Origin of the sequence: Actinoplanes sp. NPDC051513 (assembly GCF_044454685.1) — a bacterium.
GTDB lineage: Bacteria > Actinomycetota > Actinomycetes > Mycobacteriales > Micromonosporaceae > Actinoplanes.
In genome coordinates this window covers 27,768-50,683 of sequence record NZ_JBITDW010000004.1, presented here as the reverse complement: position 1 = coordinate 50,683, position 22,916 = coordinate 27,768, and the positions used below count along the sequence as shown (strand labels likewise).

Annotated in this window: 21 protein-coding genes; 4 read left to right on the top strand and 17 right to left on the bottom strand. The window is 72.8% G+C overall.

Annotated features, from left to right (window positions below):
• Positions 1-6 precede the first annotated feature (6 nt).
• Positions 7-1,227 (bottom strand): cupin domain-containing protein, encoded by a 1,221-nt coding sequence (locus tag ACIA5D_RS14640; protein ID WP_396030402.1) that lies wholly within the window; start codon positions 1,225-1,227, stop codon positions 7-9.
• A 12-nt stretch (positions 1,228-1,239) separates the two neighbouring features.
• Entirely contained in the window at positions 1,240-1,494 is a 255-nt protein-coding gene (locus ACIA5D_RS14635; protein WP_396030401.1) for a BatC protein, read from the bottom strand.
• An 80-nt stretch (positions 1,495-1,574) separates the two neighbouring features.
• Between ACIA5D_RS14635 and ACIA5D_RS14630 the strand changes: the two genes are divergently transcribed.
• Entirely contained in the window at positions 1,575-2,315 is a 741-nt protein-coding gene (locus ACIA5D_RS14630; RefSeq protein WP_396030996.1) for a DUF72 domain-containing protein, read from the top strand.
• On the opposite strand, the gene ACIA5D_RS14625 is transcribed toward ACIA5D_RS14630, so the two are convergent.
• The 6 genes from ACIA5D_RS14625 to ACIA5D_RS14600 form a co-directional block, all read right to left on the bottom strand.
• A complete protein-coding gene (locus ACIA5D_RS14625) occupies positions 2,290-3,162 on the bottom strand; it encodes a DUF72 domain-containing protein (RefSeq protein WP_396030400.1) in 873 nt (290 codons plus the stop codon). The two genes, ACIA5D_RS14630 and ACIA5D_RS14625, sit on opposite strands and share 26 nt — an antisense overlap.
• A gap of 64 nt (positions 3,163-3,226) precedes the next feature.
• Positions 3,227-3,643, bottom strand: a complete 417-nt coding sequence (locus ACIA5D_RS14620) for a TraR/DksA family transcriptional regulator (RefSeq protein WP_396030399.1) — start codon at positions 3,641-3,643, stop codon at positions 3,227-3,229.
• 167 nt (positions 3,644-3,810) lie between these two features.
• A complete protein-coding gene (locus ACIA5D_RS14615) occupies positions 3,811-4,443 on the bottom strand; it encodes a uridine kinase (RefSeq protein ID WP_396030398.1) in 633 nt (210 codons plus the stop codon).
• Between the two features lie 11 nt (positions 4,444-4,454).
• The gene (locus ACIA5D_RS14610) at positions 4,455-5,009 is read right to left on the bottom strand and encodes a winged helix-turn-helix domain-containing protein (protein ID WP_396030397.1); all 555 of its coding nucleotides are present in this window, start codon (positions 5,007-5,009) and stop codon (positions 4,455-4,457) included.
• 313 nt (positions 5,010-5,322) lie between these two features.
• Positions 5,323-7,614, bottom strand: a complete 2,292-nt coding sequence (gene secA2, locus ACIA5D_RS14605) for an accessory Sec system translocase SecA2 (RefSeq protein ID WP_396030396.1) — start codon at positions 7,612-7,614, stop codon at positions 5,323-5,325.
• Positions 7,615-7,650: 36 nt separating this feature from the next.
• Positions 7,651-9,384 carry an ABC transporter ATP-binding protein gene (locus tag ACIA5D_RS14600; protein WP_396030395.1) on the bottom strand — a complete coding sequence of 578 codons (1,734 nt, stop codon included), beginning with the start codon at positions 9,382-9,384 and terminating at the stop codon, positions 7,651-7,653.
• Positions 9,385-9,522: 138 nt separating this feature from the next.
• On the opposite strand from ACIA5D_RS14600, the gene ACIA5D_RS14595 reads away from it, so the two are divergent.
• Complete coding sequence (locus ACIA5D_RS14595; protein WP_396030394.1) at positions 9,523-10,257, top strand: ATP-binding protein; 735 nt, start codon at positions 9,523-9,525, stop codon at positions 10,255-10,257.
• A gap of 180 nt (positions 10,258-10,437) precedes the next feature.
• Here ACIA5D_RS14595 and ACIA5D_RS14590 read toward each other — a convergent pair whose 3' ends face one another.
• Together ACIA5D_RS14590 and ACIA5D_RS14585 are read right to left on the bottom strand one after the other, a co-directional pair.
• Positions 10,438-12,693 (bottom strand): hypothetical protein, encoded by a 2,256-nt coding sequence (locus ACIA5D_RS14590; protein WP_396030393.1) that lies wholly within the window; start codon positions 12,691-12,693, stop codon positions 10,438-10,440.
• A gap of 82 nt (positions 12,694-12,775) precedes the next feature.
• On the bottom strand, positions 12,776-13,555 hold the full coding sequence (locus ACIA5D_RS14585) for a hypothetical protein (RefSeq protein ID WP_396030392.1): 780 nt from the start codon (positions 13,553-13,555) through the stop codon (positions 12,776-12,778).
• Between the two features lie 92 nt (positions 13,556-13,647).
• Between ACIA5D_RS14585 and ACIA5D_RS14580 the strand changes: the two genes are divergently transcribed.
• Both ACIA5D_RS14580 and ACIA5D_RS14575 read left to right on the top strand, forming a co-directional pair.
• A complete protein-coding gene (locus ACIA5D_RS14580; RefSeq protein WP_396030391.1) occupies positions 13,648-14,169 on the top strand; it encodes a hypothetical protein in 522 nt (173 codons plus the stop codon).
• Between the two features lie 97 nt (positions 14,170-14,266).
• The gene (locus ACIA5D_RS14575) at positions 14,267-15,748 is read left to right on the top strand and encodes a glutamate--cysteine ligase (RefSeq protein ID WP_396030390.1); all 1,482 of its coding nucleotides are present in this window, start codon (positions 14,267-14,269) and stop codon (positions 15,746-15,748) included.
• Here the strand turns inward: ACIA5D_RS14575 and crcB are convergent.
• The 7 genes from crcB to ACIA5D_RS14540 all read right to left on the bottom strand — a co-directional run bounded on the left by crcB (position 15,745) and on the right by ACIA5D_RS14540 (position 22,909).
• Positions 15,745-16,101, bottom strand: coding sequence for a fluoride efflux transporter CrcB (crcB, locus tag ACIA5D_RS14570; protein ID WP_396030389.1), 357 nt, complete (start codon positions 16,099-16,101; stop codon positions 15,745-15,747). The genes ACIA5D_RS14575 and crcB overlap by 4 nt on opposite strands.
• Positions 16,098-16,601, bottom strand: coding sequence for a fluoride efflux transporter FluC (locus ACIA5D_RS14565; RefSeq protein ID WP_396030388.1), 504 nt, complete (start codon positions 16,599-16,601; stop codon positions 16,098-16,100). The genes crcB and ACIA5D_RS14565 overlap by 4 nt, the downstream gene beginning before the upstream one ends.
• A gap of 122 nt (positions 16,602-16,723) precedes the next feature.
• The gene (locus ACIA5D_RS14560; RefSeq protein ID WP_396030387.1) at positions 16,724-18,157 is read right to left on the bottom strand and encodes a hydrolase; all 1,434 of its coding nucleotides are present in this window, start codon (positions 18,155-18,157) and stop codon (positions 16,724-16,726) included.
• 58 nt (positions 18,158-18,215) lie between these two features.
• Positions 18,216-18,647, bottom strand: coding sequence for a cobalamin biosynthesis protein (locus tag ACIA5D_RS14555; protein WP_396030386.1), 432 nt, complete (start codon positions 18,645-18,647; stop codon positions 18,216-18,218).
• A gap of 49 nt (positions 18,648-18,696) precedes the next feature.
• On the bottom strand, positions 18,697-20,064 hold the full coding sequence (locus tag ACIA5D_RS14550; protein WP_396030385.1) for a cobyrinate a,c-diamide synthase: 1,368 nt from the start codon (positions 20,062-20,064) through the stop codon (positions 18,697-18,699).
• The gene (gene cobO / locus ACIA5D_RS14545) at positions 20,058-20,657 is read right to left on the bottom strand and encodes a cob(I)yrinic acid a,c-diamide adenosyltransferase (RefSeq protein ID WP_396030384.1); all 600 of its coding nucleotides are present in this window, start codon (positions 20,655-20,657) and stop codon (positions 20,058-20,060) included. Before cobO ends, ACIA5D_RS14550 begins: the two co-directional genes overlap by 7 nt.
• Positions 20,657-22,909 carry a VWA domain-containing protein gene (locus ACIA5D_RS14540; RefSeq protein WP_396030383.1) on the bottom strand — a complete coding sequence of 751 codons (2,253 nt, stop codon included), beginning with the start codon at positions 22,907-22,909 and terminating at the stop codon, positions 20,657-20,659. Before ACIA5D_RS14540 ends, cobO begins: the two co-directional genes overlap by 1 nt.
• Positions 22,910-22,916 lie beyond the last annotated feature (7 nt).

Genomic DNA, 22,916 nt, shown 5'->3' with positions numbered 1-22,916 from the left:
CGTCGGTCACGCCGGTGTCAGCACGGCCTCTCGGAGCAGCCGCCGGGTGAGGACGAGGCGGTCCTCGTCGGAGTCGAGCGGCAGGTCCCCCACCCGCGTCGGCTCGCCGTCGAGCACGAGCCGCAGCGCGGCCGCGCAAGCGGCGGGGAAGCGCAGCGTGCGGCCGACGAGCCGGAGCACGATCTTCTCGGGGCCGTCGTCGGTGAGTCGCCACCGCAGGCCCCCGCGGGCCGCGACCAGCGAGGACGTGGTCAGGCCGTCGGCGAAGTCGAGTTGGGCGAGCGGACTCAGCGGCGCCGGGCGGGCGGCCGGCCAGTCGCGGCGGGCGAGCCGGTCGGCGACGTCGGCCGGGTCGGCGCGGGCGAGCCAGTCGCGCAGCGCCTCGACCGTCTCGGTCAGCTCGGGCTCGACGGCGGCGGGGTCGGTGACGTCGAGCCCGAAGGGGAGGGTGCCGCGCAGGCGGGCGTCGGCGGAGGCCATCGTGAGCAGCTCCTCGACGAAGGCGTAGCGGGTCAGCGCGCGCACGCCGATGGTCAGGTGCAGCGAGCGGTGCTCCTGCGCCTCGGCCGAGTGCAGCCAGCCGCGCGGCAGGTAGAGGGCGTCGCCGGGGGCGAGGACCACCTCCATGGCCGGCGTGCCCTGGGCGGTCGCGGCCACCTCCTCGGAGCGGCCGCCCCACGCCTGGCGCTCGAGCGGGTCGGTCAGGACCGGCTCGTGGATCCGCCAGCGCTTGACGCCGTCGACCTGCAGCACGAACACGTCGTGGGTGTCGTAGTGGGTGTTGAAGCCCTGGCTGCCGGGCGGCGTCAGGTAGGCGTTGACCTGCAGCGGGCGGTTCAGCTCGGCGCCCAGCTCGCGGGCGAAGTCGATCAGCGGCGGCCAGATGCGGTGCAGGCCCTGCAGGACCAGGGTCGCTCCCCCGGCGTACAGGCGCATGACCTCCTCGTCGATGACCTGGTCGGCCACCTCGGCGCCGGCGCCGCCGGCGCCGGTGAAACGGGCGGTGGGCAGCACCTTGCCCTGCTGGGCGACGCGCAGGAACGGGGTGCGCAGGCCGCGGCGGCTGAGCAGCTCGTCGACGGCGTCCGCGGAGAGCAGGTCGGTGAACGGGCCGGTGTGCGAGAGCAGCGGAGCGCAGCCCCAGTGGGAGGCGGCGAACTTGGCGGGGTCGAGCGAGACGCAGCGGGCGAGCGCCGGGCGGGTCCCGCCCGGCGCATGGATCGTCATGGCCGGGCCCTCTCAGGCCGCGGGGCCGTCGGCGCCACCGTCGTGGCCACCGGCGTTGGCGCCACCGTCCGCCGGGCCCTCGCCCGAGGCGCTGCCGTCGGCGCCGCCGTCGTGGCCGTTCGGGTTGGCGCCACCGTCCGCCGGGCCCTCGCCGGTCGCGCTGCCGTCCGCGCCGCCGTCATGGCCGGCCGGGTTGGCGCCACCGTCGGCCGGGCCCTCGGTCGCCGCGGCGCTGGTCGAGGTGATGTCGTCGTCGTTGAGTGACATGGGAAAGCTCCTCGTCTCGCGTGAGCCTCCCGCATACCCGGAGTTGATCGTGCGAAACCGGGTACACGTCACACGTGCTGATGGTTGGAACCTCGGGTTGGCAGTACCGGGACTGGAAGGGCCGCCTCTATCCGGAGAAGCTGGCGCAGCGGCTGTGGCTGGAACACTACGCCAAGCGGTTCCGCACCGTGGAGGTGAACAATGCCTTCTACCGGCTGCCGGAGCGTACGACGTTCGAACAGTGGCGGGAGCGGACGCCGGACGACTTCGTGGTGGCGGTCAAGATGAGCCGGTATCTCACCCACGTAAAACGGCTGCGGGAGCCGGAAGAGCCGGTGCGGCGGTTTCTGGAAAGGGCGGCGGGGCTCGGCGACAAGCTCGGGCCGGTGCTGATCCAGCTGCCGCCGACGCTCAAGGGGGATTCGGCGCTGCTCGATGAGACATTGGCGCAGTTCTCTGCGAAAACGAAAGTGGTGGTGGAACCGCGGCACCAGTCGTGGTTCACCGACGAGACGCGGGCGGTGCTCGAGAAGCATCGGGCGGCGCTGTGCTGGGCGGATCGGAAGGGACGGCCTACCGGTCCGCTGTGGAAGACCACGGACTGGGCGTACATCCGGTTGCACGAGGGCCGGGCCGAGCCGTGGCCGCGGTACGGGCGGGCGGCGCTCGCGAGGTGGCTCGAACGCGGGAACGAGTGCTCCGAGACGTACGTATATTTCAACAATGACCCTGGTGGCGCGGCCGTCACCGACGCCGCGGCCCTGATCGCGATGGCCCGCCGCCGAGGCGTCGAGGTCAGTCGGAGTCCAGCAGATCGATGAGCGTGGAGGCGTTGCGCTGGGCGTAGTCCGAGTAGCAGTTGTTCATGAAGACCTGGACCTGTCCCGCCTTTTCGGACAAATCGCGCAACTTCGGCTTCCAGGAGGCGAGTTCCTGAGAAGAGTACTCATAGCCGAACTTCTCGTGGATGTCCTTGCTGGTCCACTTGTCGGAGTGACCGTGGAACCGGACCACCGCGAGATCGGCCGTCGCCTCGATCACCGGCGGCACCGACGACTTGTGGCCCTGCGGCATGTCGACGCAGACGAACGGCAGCTCGTGGGCCCGCAGGAAGTCGAACGTCTCGGCCTGGTTGGCGCCCTCGAACCACGACGCGTTGCGCAGCTCGAACACCGGCCGCAGCGGCTTGCACCGCTCGGCGACCTCGACCATGAAGTCCTTGTTGGACCGGCGGATCCCGAACCACGGCGGGAACTGGAAGAGCACGGCGCCGAGCTTCCCGGCCTGGGCGAGCGGGTCCAGCGCCGTCAGAAAACGGCTCCAGATCTCCTCGTACGCCTGGGGCGGCACGTCGCCGGGATAGACGTTCTTCTTGTCGGTCTCGGGACGCAGGTCTTTGTAGATCGCGGACACCTTGGTCGGGTGGCCGGTGAGCAGGCTGAACGCCTTGATGTTGAAGATGAACCCGTCCGGCGTGCGCTGCGCCCACAGCTTCGTGGTCTGCTCGCTGGGCGGCCCGTAGTAGGTCGAGTCGACCTCGACGATCGGGAACTGCTTCGCGTAGTAGGCCAGCCGCTTCTCGGGGGTGTCGGCGGAAGCCGGGTACCACCCCGAGGCCAGCAGCGTCCGGTCGGTCCACGAGGCCGTGCCCACGACGATCGAGCCCATGCGATCACGCTAACCCGGAAACAGCGGGTCCGCCGCCCACGGCGGCGGACCCGGTATGCCTCGGTCAGCCGGCCCGGCGCTCCCGGACCTGCTTGCAGTTGACGCAGGTGGTGGCGGACGGGAACACCTCGAGCCGCTCCACCGGGATCGGGTTGTGGCACCCCTCGCAGTTGCCGTAGGCGCCGTCGTCGAGCCGTTGCATCGCGTGCTCGGCCTGCGTGCGCCGGTCGAGCAGAGTGCGCAGCAGCGACGAGGCGGCGTCGCGCTCGGCCGTCTTGGACCCGCTGTCGGCCTGGTCGTCGCCGGCGGCGTCACCGATCTCGACCAGCCTGAGCTTGTGGCTCTCCGCGAGGGCGTCCTCGTACTCGGAGTTCGCGTCGTCGAACCGGCCGCGCAGGATGACCCGGATCTGCTCGACCTCCTCCGCGGTACGCGACTTCGCGGCACCCTTGCCCGTGATCACCGCTCCATTGACGAGCATGCGCTCCCCTGCCCTTCCTCTGCCCCTGCCGGCGAGTCCCCCGGAGGGCGGACCCATCGCACCGTGGTGCCGCCTGATACCCGCCGCCGGAGATCCCAAACTGGGGTCTCCGCTAAAAAAGTAACCGGAGCATAACTGTCAGTGGTCGCGTCCGCCACAGACTCGCGTCACCAACGTTGCTCGACCATGGCGGGGCGCTTCGGATCGTCGACCCGCAGCACGACATCCGCGAAGCCGGCGGGCCCGACCTCCCCGGCGTACCGCTCGAAGGCCGGTAGGGTCCATTGCTGGTCAGCGGGGGTGCGGCGGCGCAGCGCGGCCGGCGAGAGCTCGAGATGAACCACGAAATCGAACCCCAGGCCGCCGCCCAGCAGCAGCGGGCCGCTGACCAGAACGACCGCTCCCGGGGGCAGGGGGTGGTAAGGATCACGAGCCGCGCGGTCCGTTTCCGGGTTCCGCAGACGGGTCAGGATGCGCCCGTCGCCGCCCGGGCCGGCCTGGTCGAGGACCTCGCGGGCGAGCCCGGCCTCGTCGAACCAGCCGGCGTAGAACGAGTCCGGGTTCTCCCGCCCGAACTCCAGGCGCAACGAGGCGGGCCGCAGAAAGTCCCCGGTGCTGACGCGTACGGCGTCGCGCCCGCGCAGCCGCAGCGGGTCGACCAGGGCGTCCGCGAGGCGGCCTGGCTCGGCCGCCGCGGCCCCGTCGACGCCCACCCGGAGGAAATTGTCGGGTTTCCGACTGATCAGCTCGTCGGCGAGCTCATCGACGAGACCCTCGACGGACACCGGACGCACGCGCACGCCCGGCAAGGCTACTCGTGCGGCGTGACGACGATGCGGGCGTCGTCGGAGAGGCGGTAGCCCACCCCGTAGACCGTCGTGACGATCGGGAGGTTGCCGCCGAGCTTGAGCCGCAGCCGGCGGACGTGGACGTCGACCGTGCGCTCGCCGGTGTGCTCGTAGCCCCAGACGCCGGCCAGCAACTGGCCGCGGGTGAAGACCCGGCGGGGACGCTCGGCGAGGAACAGCAGCAGGTCGAACTCGAGGCGGGTCAGCGGCAGCTGCTGCCCGTCGAGCAGCACCTGGCGGGTGCCGGTGAGCAACCGCACCTCGGGGCCGGGTGCCGGCTCGTCGCGCTCGAAGGGGGCCGGGGCCGCCGACTCGACGGTGATCGTGCCCTGGCTGATCTCGACGAGCTCGCGGACCGCCTCGATCAGCCGGTGGGCCTGCGGGGTGAGCGCGTCGGTGGTGAGCGGAATGGCGACCGTGACGGTCAGAGCGGGGTCGGCGGAACGGCGAGGTCCGGTAGTGCCGCGTCCTGGTCCGGTGAGTCGGTTGGCACGAGGCGACAGCGCGCTTACCGGCATTGTGAAAGAGCCCCCTGAAATTGCGTGGTCGGCAACCGTATACAACCGATCACCCTCCGTGAATTCGCGGAGAATAATTCCGCTGATGCCGTTGCCCGGTCAAGGCGGCAACCACACTGTGGGAAAATCGTTCCACATCGGCTTTGACCTGGGAAATGCATTCTGAGAACGGCTTCTGACAGCTTGTTTAAACATTGCCCAACTGGTCAGGCGCTTTCGGGCAAATTTGAGACCAGCGCCACATTCCATTTCTTTGGAGAAGCAAAGAATCCCGTGTGGCGTGTCGTACGCCACACGGGATCTGCTAAAAGGATCAGCTCCCGCCGGTAAGCCTGCGGCCCACGGCCGCGATCAGCCGGTCGAGCTCCGAGCCGAACGGGTTGTCGTGCACCAGATAGGTCCAGGTGGCGCTGGGCCGCACGATCTCGGCGCGCTCGGGCACCCAGCCCTCGGAGAGGTCGGTCTCCTCGAACGTCTCGATGGTGCGCGCCTCGACCTTGGTCAGGAGGTCCTGGAACGCCGGGACGGCCGCGCGGTGGAACTCGTCGAGCGGGTCGAGCTTGCCCAGCGCGCGCAGGTGCACGCCCTCCCGAACCTCCTGCAGCTCGGCCAGGTGCTCGGCCCAGAGCCGGTCGAGGTGGAACAGCGCGATCGCCCGCGCGGCGTCGGACAGGACGTCCTCGTCGAGCTCCTTGGCCTTCTCGGGCGAGCGCTCGAGCAGCATGATCGTGGCGACCTCGGAGGTGAGCAGCCGCTCGCGGCGCTCGGCCAGCTGGATGCGCTGCTGCTCGATGACGACGCTGTACCGCCAGGTGTTGCGGTGGATCTCGTGGTTGACGCCCTCGGCGACGCGCTGGGCGTGCTCGACGGCGTACTCCACCTGGTCGTCGTGGACGACACCGTCCATGTCCATCCGCGGCGAGGCGGGCAGGATGTCGCCGGCGTGCCGGGTCACCAGCTCGTCCTCGAGGCTCACGAAGAACACCGAGCCGCCCGGGTCGCCCTGCCGGCCGGCGCGGCCCCGCAGCTGGTCGTCGACGCGGCGGCTGTCGTGCCGGCCCGCGCCGATCACGTAGAGGCCGCCCAGCTCGACGACCGCGTCCCGGTCGGCCTCGTCGCTGCCGCCGAGCCGGATGTCGACGCCCCGGCCGGCCATCTGGGTCGAGACGGTGACCGCGCCGAGCGCGCCCGCCTCGGCGATGATGGTCGCCTCCTCGGCGTCGTTCTTGGCGTTCAGCACGTTGGACGGCACACCGGCCGCGGCCAGCTGCTTGGCCAGCAGCTCGGACGCCTTCACGTCGAGGGTGCCGATCAGGACCGGCCGGCCCTTCTCGTGGGCGATCTTGATCTCTTCGACCAGGGCCTCGTCGCGGGTGTCGTGCGCCGAGTAGATGCGGTCCGGCTCGTCCTCGCGGATGTTCTCGGCGTTGGACGGGATGACCGCGACCTCGAGCTTGAAGTACTCGCGCAGCTGCTCGCCGACGTGCACGGCGGTCGCCGTCATGCCACAGACCGTCTCGTAGAGGGCGATGTAGGCCTGCACGGTGATCGTGTCGAGGACCTCGCCCTCGGCGGTGGCGTTCAGGCCCTCCTTGGCCTCCACGGCGGCCTGCAGGCCGTCGGGCCAGCGGCGGCGCTGGGCGACCCGGCCGCGCATCTCGTCGATCAGCTCGACGGAGCCGTTGCGGACGATGTAGTCGACGTCGCGGTGCAGCAGGGCGTGGGCGTGCAGGGCCACGTTGACCGCGGAGAGGTGCTCGACCTGGTCGTCGCCGTACAGGTCGATGCCGCCGAGCTGCTCCTCGATCTTCTTGAGGCCGGCGTCGGTGAACGCGACGCTGCGGCCGTCCTCGGCCACCTCGTAGTCCTTGCCGGAGCGCAGCTCACGCATCAGGTCGGCGGCCTCGTGCACCGGGTCGGCCTCGGTGGTGATCGAGCCGGCGAGCACCATCGGCACGCGGGCCTCGTCGATCAGGATCGAGTCGGCCTCGTCGACGATCGCGGTCGCCAGCTCGCGCTGCACCCGGTCTTCCACGTCGGTGACCAGCTGGTCGCGCAGGTAGTCGAAGCCGGCCTCGCTCACCGAGACGTACGTGACGTCGGCCAGGTAGGCCTCGCGGCGCTCCTCGTGGGTGGACGCCTCGGTGACCCAGGCGACGGTGAGGCCGAGCAGCTTGTAGACCGGCTCCATCCATTCGGCGTCGCGGCGGGCCAGGTAGTCGTTGACGGTCAGCACGTGCACCGGGCCGTTGCCGAGGCGGACGTGACCGTACGCGGCGATCGTGGCGGTGAGCGTCTTGCCCTCACCGGTGGCCATCTCGGCGACCTTGCCGGAGAGCAGCGCCATCGCGCCGAGCAGCTGCACGTCGTACGGCCGCTGCTCGAGCGCCCGCCACGCGGCCTCCCGGCCGATCGCGCAGAGCTCGGTGAGATCCTTCGCCTCGCCGGCGGCCTCGGTCAGCGCCTCGTCGTCGAGCTCGCGCAGCGCCTCCTCACGAGCATCGATCGCCGGCAGCCGCTTGCGGAACGGCGCCAGGTCGACCGTCGTGCCCGGACGCTGCAGAAACTTGCGGAACCGGCTCTTGAGCCGCGTCGACACACCCATGGCGCGCAACGGTACTTCATTTTGCTGAGAGCGGTGTCACGACACCAGCAGCTGATGCGTCGCCAGCTCCCGGTACAGGTCGCTGGTGTCGAGCAGCTCGTGATGCGGGCCGGAGGCGACCACCCGGCCGCCCTCGATCACGACGATCCGGTCGGAGTCGACCACGGTGCTCAGCCGATGCGCCACCACGATCAGCGTGCGCTGCTCGGCCGCGGCAGCGATCGCGGCGCGCAGCGCGGCCTCGTTGCGGGCGTCGAGATTGCTGGTCGGCTCGTCGAGCAGCAGGATCGGCGCGTTCGTGAGCAGGGCGCGGGCGATCGCCAGCCGCTGCCGCTCCCCGCCCGACAGCAGCACGCCGCCCTCACCCACCTGCACACCCAGACCCTCGGGAGCGCGCTCGGCCAGTCCGCCCAGGTTGACCTCGTCGAGCGCCGTGCGCAGCTCGGCGTCGGTCGCGTGCGGCGCCGTGAGCAGCAGGTTGTCGCGCAGCGTGCCGGCCAGCACCGGGGCCTCCTGCTCGACGTACCCCAACTGGGCGCGCAGGGCGTCGCGCGGCAGGTCACGCACGTCATGGCCGCCCACCCGCACGCTGCCGCCCGTGACGTCGTAGAACCTCTCGATCAGGGCGAGGATCGTCGACTTGCCCGCGCCCGACGGCCCGACCAGCGCTATCCGGCTACCGCGGGGCACCTCGAAGCTCACATCATGCAAAACCAGGCTTTCCCCGGGGTAGCCGAAGGAGACACCGGCCAAGGAGACCCCGCTTGCGCTCGCCGCGCTGCTTTCGGGCGTACGAGTGGGATCGCCGTCCTTCTCCGCGGGAAGCGCAAGCATCTCCTCGATCCGCTGAAGCGCCCCCAGCCCGGTCTGCAGCTGGGTGTACGCGTGCAGGGCCTGGCCCAGCGGCATGGCCAGGAAGAACAGGAACAGGATGAACGCCACCAGGCTGCCCACCCCGAGCGCGCCCGATGCCACCCGGGCCCCGCCCACGCCCAGCACCACCAGGAACGCGCCCTGGATGGCGGTGTCCGCGGCCGGTCCCACGGTCGCCTCGAGCCGGGCCAGCCGCACCCCCGCCGCATAGGCCTGCTCGGCGCCCTCGGCCACGGTCGCCGCCTCACGCTCCTCGGCCCGCCCGGCCCGGATCGTGCGGGCCGCCGAGATCGCCCGCTCGACCGCCGAGGTCATCTCGCCCAGCCGGGCCTGCGCCAGCTCGGAGAGGCCACGCACCCGCCGCGAGGCGAGAATCGCCACCGACAGCCCGACGGCGAGGGCGGCGACGGCGACGCCGAGCAGCAGCGGATCGAGCACGGCCATGGCGATCAGGGCGCCGCCCACCATGACCACGCCCGTGACGATCTCGAACAGGCCGCTGGTGACCACCGCCCGCAGCAAGGTGGTGTCGGCGCCGACCCGGGACAGCAGGTCACCGGTGCGGCGGCGGTCGTATTCCGCGATCGGCAGCAGGAGCAGGTGGCGGGCCAGCCGGCGGCGGGTGGTGAGGACGACGCCCTCGGCGGTGCGCTGGAGCAGGTAGTCGCGGACGCCGCGCAGGGCGGCGCCGGCCAGGAGCAGGAGAATCAACAGGGCGACCGGGGCGGCGATCGGGCGGCCGGCGGTGACGCCGTCCAGCACCCGGCGGACCAGGAGCGGCTGGAGGAGCGCCGCGCCGGCGGCGACGAGGGAGAGAACGGCGACGATGGTCAGGGTGCGGCGATAGCGCGCGAGATATGGCGTCAGGGCACGTAGCCCGACCCTCCCCGCGACCATGTCGTCCAGAGTAGGTCGCGTTTCGCCGATCACCGAGCGGCGCCCTGGCTGCCGGTCACAGGTCTGACGTTTGCCCCCGGGTGGCGCCGGGCACCAGGAACGTGTATCACGAGGCCAGCGTGCGGGAAGGGAGAGCCGTTGCCCAGCCAGCTCGTCTGCCGGCCGGAGCGGGAGCTGCCTGTGGCAGTCCTGCGGATCACCGGGACACTTGACCCGGTCACCGGCGACGCGCTGCAGCAGGCGGTGCGGCGCAGCTTGGCCACCGATCCCGCCCGGCTTCTCCTGGACGTCACCGGCCTGCACGTCGGCGACCCGCTCGGGGTTTCCTCGCTGAGCGCCGTGGTCTGCCAGACGGCAGAATGGCCGGACGTGCCGATCGTGCTGTGCGGTGCCTCCCGGGCGACGCGGGCAGCGATCGAGGCGACGCCGGAGTGCGCGCAGCTCGAATACGCGACGAACTGCGACGTGGCGCTCGCCGGGTTCCTGACCGAGCCCGAGCCGCCGCAAGTGCGGGTACGGCTGCGACCGGTGCCCGACGCCTGCCGGCAGGTGCGACAGATGGTGACGCAGGCGTGCGAAGCGTGGCACCGGTCCGACCTCGCGGGGACCGCGGCACTGGTCGCCACCGAGCTCGTGGCAAATGTGGTGCGGCACGCGCACACGACGATGGAGTTCACGTTCGGGCTGCGCAACGGGCGGCTGAGCATCAGCGTGCGGGACGGCAGCCGGCGCATGCCCAAGCCCGCGGATCCGGGGCTGGCGTCGCCGGGCGGGCGCGGGCTCTGGCTCGTGCGGGACCTCACCGAGGCGTGGGGCGTGCTGCCGGTCTCCGACGGCAAGGTGGTGTGGTCACAGATCGGGGCGGCGATCTAGACACCTGTTGGGGAGAGCTGGCCGCCCTCGATCGACAGTCGGTCGATATAAGCGATATTCCCGTCGTTGCCCCGGATCTTCCCCGCCCCGGCACTGGGTGGGGCCAAGTGAAGCAACCGGGTACGACAATCTCCGGCCGCCGTCCACAGGCGGCGGCTGACGACCGCGACCCCGACGTCTCTAGCCGTTCTGGCTCTGGTCGCCCTCGGTAAGGGGGCGGTTGAGCTGACCCATCTGCGGGGGCTCGAGCGGCGGCCGGTTGCGGCGGGCTGCCTTCGCGGCGGGTTGCGGCGGCTGGTTGGGCGGCTGCTGAGCGGCGGCCTGCGGCTCGGCGGGCGGACGGTTCGGGCGAATGCCCAGGCCGCTGGGCTCGGCCTCGCCGGCGCCGCCGAAGCGGTTGGCGGGAGCCTGGCCGGACGGATCGGGCTGCTGCCGCCCGATCGGGGCTGCTGAGGGCTGCGCCGGCGGGGCCTGAGCGGCCGGGGACTGGGCGGCCGGGGACTGGGCGGCCGGGGACTGGGCGGCCGGGGACTGGGCGGCCGGGGACTGGGCGGCCGGGGACTGGGCGGTCGGGGCATGGCCGGCCGGGGCCTGGGTGGCCGGCGGGCGGAGGCCCAAGCCGCTGGGGGCGTCGTCCGACTGTGGGGCCGGAGCGGACGTGGTGTGGCTCGGCGAGGCTCCGGCGGCGGGTTGCTGGCCGAGACCACTGGGCATCTGACCCGCCGACGACTGGCCAAGACCGCTCGGCAGCTGACTCGCCGGGGACTGACCGCCGGGCTGAGGAGCTGCCGCGCCGCTGGGCTGAGGAGCCGCTCCGGCCTGACCGAAACCGCCCGGCGCTTGACCTGCTGGGGATGGTCCGCTGGGCTGGGCCGCCATGGGCTGACCGAGACCGCCGGGCGCTTGATGGGCCGGGGGCCGGCCCAGGCCGGTGGGCTGCGGCGCGGCGGGGGGCTGGCCCGGGATGGCGGGCGGCTGGGTCATCGAGGGCTGGCCCAGCGGTGGCACATCGAGCGGGGACGGGGACTTGCCGATCATCGAGCCGTTCGCGGGTGTGGGAGCAGCGGCAGAAGCGGGAGCGGGGCTGCTCGGGCGGGCGGCGGCAGGCGACATCGGGCGGGCGGCCGGTGAGACGGGACGCGACTCGGGCGGGGTCCCTGGGCGGGCGGGCGAGTACAGCGGGGCGTCCAGCGGACGGTCCTGCGGGCGGTAGACCGGAGGGGCGGCCAGCGGATCGTGGCCGGCCGCCGGGCGGGGCGGGCTCGTGGGCGGCGAGCCTGCGTCCGTGCGCGGCGGCGCGCCCACGCGGGGCGGGCCGGCGTCCATGTGCGGCAGGCCGGCGTCCATGTACGGCGGACCTGCGTCCACGCGCGGCGAACCTGCGTCCATGCGCGCCGGGCCGGCGTCCATGCGCGGCGGCTCGGGCCGCGAATCCATGCTCGGCGGCGCGAGGGGGGCCGACTCGATGCGGGCCGACTCGACGCGGGCCGACTCGACGCGGGACGGCTCGGGGACGCGTGGCTCGGCGTGGATCGAGGGTGCGGGCCCGGAAGTGGGCTCGCCGAAGGGCAGGCCGCTCGGCGCCTCCAGCGGCGGCAGGTCGAGCGAGGCGGCGGAAGGTCCGGGCAGGCGCGGCCCGGGCGGCTCGGCCTCGGCGCGCGGGAACGACGGCTCCGGAAACGCGGACTGGGAAAACGACGGTTCCGAGAACGACGGCCCCGGGAACGAAGACTCAGGGAACGAAGACTCAGGGAACGACGGCTCCGAGAACGACGGCTCAGAGAACGACGACTCCGGGAACGACCGCTCCGGAGACGAGGGCTGCTGCGACGGGGTTGAAGAGGACGAAGGGAACTGGGAGAACGACGGAGACGGGGAAGGCACGGACGAAGAGGACGGGAAGTGCGCAGACGGAAGGGTCGAGGAAGGCGGCGGCGAGGGCGGCATGATCGGCGGCAGGTCGACGCCGGACGAGGTGAAGGAGACCTCGACCGGGCCCAGAACGGGGTTACCGGCGGACGGCCCGGCCCACGGCGGCAGGTCGTCCGGCGGCGGGTAGGCCTCGCCGAGCGGGCCCAGGCCCGGGGACGGGCCCAAGAACGGAGACGGCCCGGGGGACGCGGACGGGTGCGGCTCCATCGGGGATCCGAAGGCCAGCGGCGACGCGAACGCGGGTTCGGTGCTCTCGGCGTACGAAATCTGCTCTTCGCGTGGCCAACCACGCGCGGCCGTGACCAGGCCGGAAGCCTCGGCCATTCCCGCGGCCTCGACGACCTCGGCGGCCGAGCGCCCAGCCGGGCACGGCAATGGCTCGCCGCAGACGGGGCATTCGGTCATGCCCTCGCTGGGCCCGGCCCCGCCGGCGTGCGCGACGAGCATCTGCTGGGCGGTGCGTGCGAGCACGCTGTCCGGATCCACGAACGCCTTCGATGCCATGTCCTGCCCCCATCCCGCGGCTTCCGAGTCAAGTTCACCTTTCCTGGGTGGCGATTCGCGGGGTTTTCGGCAGATCGGCCGGTCAGGCGGGGTCCGGTGGGTCGTCGTCGTGCAGGATCGCGCCGATGCCGTGCGGCAGGTCGAGGTCGTCGGGGCCGATCAGCAGCAGGCCGGCGCCGGTGCCGACGACCGCGCGCAGCAGGGCGGCGTCGGCGCGCACCTCGACCGGCCGGACCCCGGCGGCGCTCAGGGCGCCGGGCTCGGAGGCGATCAGGCGCGGGTCGCCGGGGCCGATCCAGAGCCGGTCGGTCGAGGACGGGTCGTCGACCAGCAGCACCTGCTCGACCCGGCCGTCGCGCAGGCTGACGACGACCTCGGCGAGGCCGCCGGCATGCGGGCCGGCGCCGAAGCGGGCGAGCGCGGCGCGGGTGTTCTGGTCGGCGACGGCGGCGCGGGTGTTCTCCTCGGCGACGGCGCGCTCGGACTCGTCCCGGGAGCGGTCGGCTCGCGCGGTCGCCATCTCACGCTGTGCCACCAGGGGCATTGCGTGCGGTAACGGCGCCCAGACCGCGAGTCCCGCGGCCGGTGGCGTGTCGAGGGGCTCGGCGAGCACGACCCGGCCCCCGGAGGCGAAGATCGCCAAGCCGTGCCGGCCGGGCCGGCGCGGGTGGCCGCGGATCGCCTCGCCGATCGCGGCGACCGTCCCGGGGTCGGCTCCCTGGCTGGTCAGGTGCCCGGCGAGCGTCTGCCAGCGGGCGTCGATCCCCGGGCCCGGCGACCGTTCGTCGCTGGTCGCGTCCAGGTAGACCGAGGCCCACGGGCCGTCGCCCGCGAACAGCGGGCGCAGGTAGGAGAGATCCATGTCCGGAGAGTCCCCCGTTCTCACTTATTCACTCACGGTACCCATGAAGTTGCTCTCCGTACGATATGAAGACCTCCAGGAGGTGATCCCCCATGGACGAGGTCGAGCTGTACCGCGAGCAGATCCTCCGGCACGTGAGTCCCGTCATCACCGGCCGGTTCGCCGGCTACCAGGCGTCGTACACCCGCGAGGTGAAGGTCGGTCAGCCGCTGCTGGTTCTCGTCTTCCTCGCGGCGAGCGTCGCCCAGCTGCTCGGCTCGTTGCTGCGGATGCGGCCGGGCCGGCGCAGCTTCAAGGATCTGAAGAAGGGGCCCGAGTTCCTGGTGACCCCGCTGCGGGTGCGCGACGACCTCGGGCAGACGTACGAGGTCGAGATGCACGGCCACCTGCCGCAGTCGGCGCTGCACCGGGGCGACCTGGTCCAGCTCACCACCCGCCCGCAGAAGGACGACCGGCTTCCGGTGCGGCTGGTCCAGGTGGTCAACCTGACCACCATGCAACCGCTGACCCCGCGCATCCCCACCACGTGGTCACACCTCGGCCCCGCCCTGCTGATCCAGGCGATTCTGGGGACGGTCGTGGTGGTGGCGGTGGTCGCGGCCTGGGTCGCTTGAGAACCTCTTCCACCGGGTACCGGCACATGTCGATGGACGCCTGGCGCAGACCTTCACGGTGTGCGAACTTGGAGTCACTCGAGAGAGGTGGTGTGCCGTGGGCGAGGAAGTCGAGCAGACCAACTTCACCCGAGAGGATCGAGCCAGGTACCGGCACAAGATCCGGCGGAGCCTGGACGTGTTCGCCGCAATGCTGCGCGAGTCGCGTTTCGAGTTCGAGCGGCCGCTCACCGGCATGGAGATCGAGCTCAATCTCATCGACGAGGCGGCCGATCCGGCGATGCGCAACGCCGAGGTGCTGGGCGCGATCGCCGATCCCGATTTCCAGACCGAGCTGGGCCAGTTCAACATCGAGATAAACGTTCCGCCGCGGCGGCTGGCCGGCGACGAGAACGCCGACCTCGAGCGGACGCTGCGGGCCAGCCTCAACAACGCCGAGAAGCATGCCCGCGGCGTCGGCGCGCACACCGTGATGGTGGGCATCCTGCCGACGCTGCGCCGCGAGCACATGACGCTCGACGCCCTCTCGGCCAACCCGCGCTACAAGCTGCTGAACGAGCAGATCTTCGCGGCGCGGGGCGAAGACCTCGACATCCGCATCGACGGGGTCGACCGGCTCGCGGTCACCACCGACACGATCGCGCCCGAGTCGGCCTGCACCAGCACCCAGTTCCATCTGCAGGTCAGTCCCGCGCAGTTCGCGGCGTACTGGAACGCCGCGCAGGTCATCGCGGGCATCCAGGTGGCGCTGGGGGCGAACTCCCCGCTGCTGTTCGGCCGGGAGCTGTGGCGCGAGACGCGCATCCCGCTCTTCGAGCAGGCCACCGACACCCGGCCCGAGGAGATAAGAGCTCAGGGGGTACGCCCGCGGGTGTGGTTCGGCGAGCGGTGGATCACCAGCGTGTTCGACCTCTTCGAGGAGAACGTCCGCTACTTCCCCGCCCTGCTGCCGATCTGCGACGAGGCCGACCCGGCCGAGATCCTGGAACGCGGCGAGGTGCCCGAGCTGAGCGAGCTGCGCCTGCACAACGGCACCATCTACCGGTGGAACCGGCCCATCTACGCGGTGGTGCGCGGCCGCCCGCACCTGCGCGTCGAGAACCGCGTGCTGCCGGCCGGGCCCACGGTGGTCGACACGATCGCGAACGCGGCGTTCTACTACGGCCTGATCCGCAACCTCGCCGAGGCGGAACGGCCACTGTGGACGCAGATGAGCTTCAGCGCGGCCGAGGAGAACTTCCACGCCTGCGCCCGCCACGGCATCGACGCCAGCGTGTTCTGGCCGGGGCTGGGCTACATCCAGGTGACCGAGCTGGTGCTGCGCCGGCTGCTGCCCCTCGCCCAGCACGGTCTCGAGCGGTGGGGCGTCTCCCCCGCCGAGCGCGACCGGCTGCTCGGCATCATCGAGCAGCGCTGCCTCACCCATCGCAACGGCGCCGCCTGGCAGGTACGCACCCTGCACGCGCTGGAGGCCGAGGGGCGCGACCGGCAGGAGGCGCTGCACGAGATGCTGCGGCGCTACCTGCCGCCGATGCACGAGAACGTGCCGGTCCACGAATGGGAGTACCCCGAGGCTTAGAGCGCCTGCGCGAGCAGCAGACCGACACCGGCCGCGCCGAGGCCGGCGACGACGGACGCGATCACGTTGACCAGCGCGTAGAAGCGGAATCCGTCCTGGGTCAGGCGCAGCGTCTCGTAGCTGAACGTCGAATACGTGGTGAGCGCGCCGCAGAAGCCGGTGCCGAGCAGCGCGGTCCAGGCCGAGCCGGCGGGCAGGCCGGCGAGGAAGCCGAGCAGCAGCGAGCCGGCCACGTTCACGCTGAACGTGCCCCAGGGGAAGACCGAGTCGTGCCGGGACTGGACGGCCCGGTCGGTGAGATAGCGCAGCGGGGCGCCGATCGCCGCGCCCAGCGCGACCAGCAGCAGGGTCACCGGCGTGCGCCCTTCACGGCGGCGCGGGTCAGGGCCGTTCCGGCCCACACCGCGAACAGCGCCCCCACGAGCGTGAGCGCGAGGTAGGACAGGGCCACCCAGGCGGCGCCGTCGCCCGCAGCGCGCTGGATGTCGACGACGTACGTGGAGAAAGTCGTGTAGCCGCCGAGGATGCCGACGCCGGCGAACGGTCGCAGCAGCGGCCGGCTGGTGACCACGTCGGTGACGATGACCATGAGGACGCCGATCAGCAGGCAGCCGGTCACGTTGACGGCGAAGGTCGACCAGGGGAAGCCGCCGGGGTGGTGCGGCCACGCCTGCGCCACGAGATAGCGGGACAGCGCGCCGACGACGCCGCCCGCGGAGATCGCGGCGAGGACCGGCCACGGGCTCGGGCGCAGCTCGGCCTCGACGGCCGGCACATGGAGATCGACATCAGAATCCATCGGCGCCCTGGTGGCGCCGGATCTTTCCGCGTCGGCCAGGTCACGCTCCGTCATGACACACTCCTCCCCACCAGCATCCTGGCAGGGACCGTTGGCGTCGTCGCGGTTCACCCCGATGCGCCGGGGTCGGCGGGCCCACCGCCGTGCCTTGATCCTAGCGAAGGGGCCCGCCGCGCCTAAGCCTTCGGTGTCAGGGTCACATCGTCGAGAACGAACGAGGTCTGGATCTGGGTGCCTTCGACGCCGGTGAAGGTCAGCGTCGTACTCCCCGAACCCGAGATCGACAGCGATTTCTGGACATACCCGGAAGAGGCGTTGAGGTTGGAGTACGTGGCCAGCGTCGTGCCGCGCGCGGTGACGGTCAGTTTGTCGTACGCGGTCGTCGTGGTCGTCTCATCGGTGTCGACGTGGAGCCAGAAGCTGAGCGTCGCGCCCGCGCATCCCGCGGGAATGGTGACCGTCTGCGAGAGGGTGTCGGTGTGCGTCGCGCCGTAGCCGTCGAGCCAGGCCTTGTACGAGCCGGCGTGCGCGGCCTGCGACGACGAATTGGTGATGACGCCCGACGTGGCGGTCCAGCCCGTGCCGCCCGACTCGAAGCCCGTGTTCGCCAGCAGCTGGCCCGTGGCGCAGGATCCCGTGGGTCCGGTCGTCGGAGAGGTGGTCGGGGAGGTCGTCGGCGTGCCGGTCCCGGCCAGCCATGCGGTGGCGTTCAAGGCGAGTGAGTCGTTCGTTCCCGCCGGATCGTTCCAGCCGTCGTAGAGCGTGTTGCCGGACTGCCCGGTCCCGTCGTCGATCGGCGAGCTGTCGCCCCACACCGCGACCCGCCCCGACCCGAACGTGCTGGTCGTGAAGAACGCGCCGGTGGTGCCGCTCTGGCTCGACCCCGGGCGCCACACCAGCCCCTTGACGCTCGAGTTCGCGGTCTTGTCGAGGGTCTGCGTGCTGCCGTCGCGGATGATGCTGCCGGTCACCCGGCCGTAGGGGCCGTTGATCACCGGGTCGGTGCTGCTCGAGATCGCCACCGGGTTCTCGCTGGAGATGTCGTTCGAGTCGATGCTGAACCCGAACGGCGACGTGTTGTCGACGCCGTTGTTGGTGAGCAGATCGTTGGCGACCTCGACGGAGTCGTACCCGTCGTTGTTCCGGTCGCTGCCGGTGTGGTCGACGATCAGGAAGAACCCGCCGCCGGCCTGGACGAACTTCATGATCGCCGTCTTCTCGGCCGCGCTCAGCAGCACATTCGGCTCGGGCAGCACGAAGACGTCGAAATTCTTCAGATCAAGGGCGCCGGAGCCCCCGTACGTGATGGCGTTGCCGGCCGGCAGCGTCTTGAGGCTGTAGGAACCGGTGCGCTGCAGAGCCACCCCCCACGCCGAGAGCGCGCCCGTCCACGAGGTCTCCGAGGACGGGTTCGGGTTCTGCCCCAGCGGGTCGGGCTGGGACGTGCTGATGATCCAGTCGGCGTTGCCCGCCGTCTCGGCCTTGCTGTTGTCGAACAGCACACGGTGGACGACCGCGGCCGACGCGGGTGGCGTCGAGACGGCGGCGACGAGGGCGGCTCCGGCTGCCAGGATGGCGGCAGACAGGACAGCCCGGGTACGGACCTGCACCTTGCACCTCCGATGGTCGATATATCGACCGGAGCCTATGGGCGGGAGGTGGCGGGGCCTACCCTGCGAAGCCGCCCCGCGGTGACGCAAGGGAAAACCCTCGCGCGATGGCCACCGTGATGCCGGGGAAGACGCGCTTGCGGAGGATGAGCTCGTCGCCGGCGGCCAGGGCCGCCGCTTCGGCGACGCTGGGGGTGCCTACGGCCGCCGCGACTCGTTCGCTCCTGCTGGGTACGTCGTGAGCACCGAGCTCCTCGGCCCGGAAGCCGCTCAGCTCCCACCCGTGCGCGGCGGCCACGGCCCGGACGCCGTCCTCGGCCGCCCGGCGGTCGAGCGTGGCGAGCACCCGCACGTCGGCCGCCGTCAGGCCCGCCTCGGCCAGAGCGGCGCCGATCGCACGGGTGAGCTCGGCCGCCGCCCGCCCCGGCCGTGCTCCGAGGCCGACCACGACGTGGCGGTCGAGGCCCGGCCGGCCGCCGCCCGCGGTCACCCGGGCACCGGCGCGGCGACGATCAGCCGGCCGGACGCGGCTCGACCGGTCATGCGCGGGCCCGGGCCGCTGCGACCACGTTGCGGGCCAGCGCGGGCGCTCCCGCCCAGTGCAGGTGCAGATAGGAGGCGTGGACCGACGGGAGCGCGAACCCCTCGGGGTCGGCGCCGCGCCACTGCCAGGCCCCGCCGGCGGCCGGGGAGAGCAGCAGACCCGAGCGGGGGTGGACGGCGGTGCGGTGGAACTCGTGGCCGGTGACCCGGGTTCCGGCCGGGGCCAGGGGGCTGTCGGTGAGCGCCACGGCGTCGCGGTAGCCGAGGGTCAGGGTCGGGGTCATGACGGCCTCGGCGTCGAGCACCCCGCACATGGGCGCGTCGTCCAGGGTGCGGCACAGCCACAGCAGGCCCGCGCACTCGGCGACGATCGGCCCGCCGGCGGCGGCCAGGGCGGCCACCTCGCGGCGCAGGGGCTCGTTGGCGGACAGCTCCGACGCGTACACCTCGGGGAAACCGCCACCCACCACCAGGCCGCGCGTTCTCGCCGGCAGTTTCTCGTCGCGCAGCGGGTCGACGACGACCACCTCGGCGCCCGCGGCCGTGAGCAGCTCCGGCGTCTCGGCGTAGGAGAACGAGAACGCGGGACCGCCGGCCAGCGCGATGACCGGGCGCCCCTCGATCGGCTCCCCGACGGCCTCCGACGGGCTCCACGGCTGCGCGAGCAGCGGCGGCGCGGAGCGGGCGACCGCCAGGACCTCGTCGAGGTCCACCGACGCCGCCACCAGGGCGGCGAGCGCATCCACCGACGCCCGGGCCTCGGCGCGGCGCTCGGCGGCGGGAATCAGGCCCAGGTGACGGGAGGGGGCGGCCACCGCGTCGGCGCGGCGCATCGCGCCCAGGACCGGGGTGCCGACCTCCTCGCAGGCCTCGCGCAGCAGCGCCTCGTGCCGGTCGGAGCCGACCCGGTTGAGGATCACACCCTCCAGCCGGACGCTGCCGAAGCTGCGGAAGCCGTGCACCAGCGCGGCGATCGAGCGGCCCTGCGCGGCGGCGTCGACCACCAGGATCACCGGCGCGTCGAGCAGCCCGGCCACCTGGGCGGTCGAGCCGGTGTCGCCGGCGCCGGTACGGCCGTCGTAGAGGCCCATCACGCCCTCGACGATCGCCAGCTCCGCGCCGGCCGCGCCGTGCGCGAACAGCGGGCCGATCCGGCTCTCGCCGACCAGCACGGGGTCGAGGTTGCGGCCGGGGCGGCCGGCGGCGAGGGCGTGGTAGCCGGGGTCGATGTAGTCGGGGCCGACCTTGAACGGCGCGACCGGCATGCCGCGACGGGCGAAGGCGGCCAGCAGACCGGTGGCGACCGTGGTCTTGCCGTGTCCCGAGGCGGGCGCGCCGATCACGACGCGCGGGATGTTCACCACTCGATGCCCTGCTGTCCCTTGCGCCCCGCGTCCATCGGGTGCTTCACCTTGGTCATCTCGGTCACCAGGTCGGCCGCCTCGACCAGCTCCGGCGCCGCGTCCCGCCCGGTGATCACGACGTGCTGCGTGCCGGGGCGCTCGGCGAGCGCGGCCACGACGTCCGCGACGTCGACCCAGCCCCACTTCATCGGGTACGTGAACTCGTCGAGCACGTAGAACCGGTAGGTCTCGGCCGCCAGGTCGCGCTTGATCTGCGCCCAGCCCTCGGCCGCCTCGGCCGCGTGGTCCCGCTCGGTGCCGGCCCGCTGGATCCACGACCAGCCCTCGCCCATCTTGTGCCAGGCGACCGGCGGCCCGCCCGTGGCGCCGAGAGCCTTGAGCGCGGCCTCCTCGCCGACCCGCCATTTCTCGGACTTCACGAACTGGAAGACCCCGATCGGCCAGCCCGCGCTCCAGGCCCGCAGCGCCATCCCGAAGGCGGCCGTCGACTTTCCCTTACCGTGGCCGGTGTGCACGGCGAGCACGGCCTGCCGGCGGCGCTGCCGGGTGGTGAGGCCGTCCTGCGGCACGGTGGTGACCTTGCCCTGCGGCATCAGGCGGCGCTCCTCGAGGCAGGGCCGGCGGCTGGGCCGGAAGCGGGGCGGGCGGCCGGGCCGGACCCGGAGCCGGCGGCTGGGCCGGACCCGGAGCCGGCGGCTGGGCCGGACCCGGAGCCGGCGGCTGGGCCGGAAGCGGGGCGGGCGGCCGGGCCGGCGGCGGCTTCCAGCCGGTCCAGCGGCATGAGATCGGCGTCGAGGGCGGTGGCCAGCCGCCGGGCCAGGCCCAGGCGGACCGGGCCGGACTCGCAGTCGACGACCACCGCGGCCACGCCGGCGAGCGCGGGGGCGACCGTCACCGGGTCGGGGCCGCTGGTGGCCCGGCCGTCGGTGACGACGATGAGCAGCGGGCGGCGGCGCGGGTCGCGGCGGCGCTCGGTGGCGATGGTGGCGGCGGCGGCGCGCAGGCCCGCGGCCAGCGGGGTGCGGCCGCCGGTGCGCAGGCTCGCCAGGCGCAGGACGCCCACCTCGTGGCTGGAGGTCGGCGGCAGGACCTGCTCGGCGTCGTGCCCGCGGAAGGTGATCATCCCGATCCGGTCGCGGCGCTGGTAGGCGTCGCGCAGCAGGGACAGGACCGCGGTCTTGACGATGGTCATGCGCTTGCGGGCGGCCATCGAGCCGGAGGCGTCGACGACGAACAGCACCAGGTTCGCCTCCCGGCCGACGTGCACCGACTCGCGCAGGTCGCGGGGGTCGACGGCGCGGGCGCCGCGGTGCAGGGCGGCTCGCAGGGTCGCGGGCAGATGCGGGGCGCCGGCCAGCTTGCCGCGCGGGATGCGGCTGCCGATCACGCGGCCGCGACGGGCGAAGGCCGGGGAGCGGCGGCCGGCGTGGCCGCCCTCGCCGCGGCGGGCGATCGAGAGCGCGCGCGTCCGGTAGGGGTTCCCGGCGGAGACGGCCACCCGGCCACTGTCGGCCTCGTCGGCGCCACCATCGCCGTCCATGCCGGATTTTTCGGAAATGTCGGTCGGCGCGGGGCCGGGCGGAGGCGGGCCACCGGAGGGACTGCCGCCCGAACCACCCGGGCCGCCGGGATCGGGGCCGTCCGGCCGCGATGGCCCACCCGGCGGAGCACCGTCGCCATCGGGGTCGCCCTCCGGCTCGGCCCGCTCCTGCACGGCCCGCTCCAGCTCGGCCCGCTCCAGCTCGGCCTGCTCCTGCTCGGCCCGCTCCAGCTCGGCCTGCCGCTCCTGCTCGGCTTCGGCGAGCGCGTCCTCGAGCCGCTGCTCGTCGGTCCCCGGCGGGTCCAGCGGATCTTTCCGCCGGCGGTGCGGCAGCGCGAGCCGGGCCGCATCCCGCACATCGTCCGCGGTGACCGTCGAGCGCCCGTGCCACGCCGCCAGCGCCACCGCGCACCGGGCCACCACGATGTCCGCCCGCATCCCGTCGACGCCGTAGGCCAGGCACACCCGGGCGATCCGGTCGAGCTCGCCGTCCGGCAGCGCCACCCGGGGCAGCAGCGCCTGCGCCGTCACGATCCGCCCGGCCAGCTCGCGCTCCTCGGCGGCGAACCGCGCCGCGAACCCGACCGGATCCGCCTCGTACGCGAGACGCCGGCGCACCACCTCGGCCCGCTCCCGGGCCTCCCGCGGCGCCGCCACCGTCACCACCAGCCCGAACCGGTCGACGAGCTGGGGCCGCGGCTCGCCCTCCTCCGGGTTCATCGTCCCCACGAGCAGAAACCGGGCCGCGTGTTTGACCGACACCCCGTCCCGCTCGACGTGCGCCCGTCCCATCGCCGCCGCGTCCAGCAGCAGATCCACCAGGTGATCGGGCAGCAGGTTCACCTCGTCGACGTACAGGGCGCCACGGTGTGCCGCCGCCAGCAGCCCCGGCTCGTACGCCTTGACCCCGTCCGCGAGCGCCCGCTGAATGTCGAGCGTGCCCACGACGCGGTCCTCCGTCGCCCCGACCGGGAGCTCCACCAGCGCGGCCGGCCGCGACACCACCGGGCTGTCGGCCGGGTGCGGCCCGTCCGGGCACGCGGGGTCGGGCGCCGCCGGATCGCAGGCGAACCTGCACCCCCGTACGATCGAAACTGCCGGTAGCAGGCCGGCCAGCGCTCGCACCACCGTGCTCTTCGCGGTTCCCTTCTCGCCCCGCACGAGCACACCGCCCACGTGCGGCGAGACGGCGGTCAGCAGGAGCGCGAGGCGCAGGTCGGCAAGCCCGACCACGGCGGAGAACGGGTACGGCGTCACGAAGATCCCTTCTGCGGCGGGTGTCCACGCCCGCACGGCGGTCGGCACGAGCGGC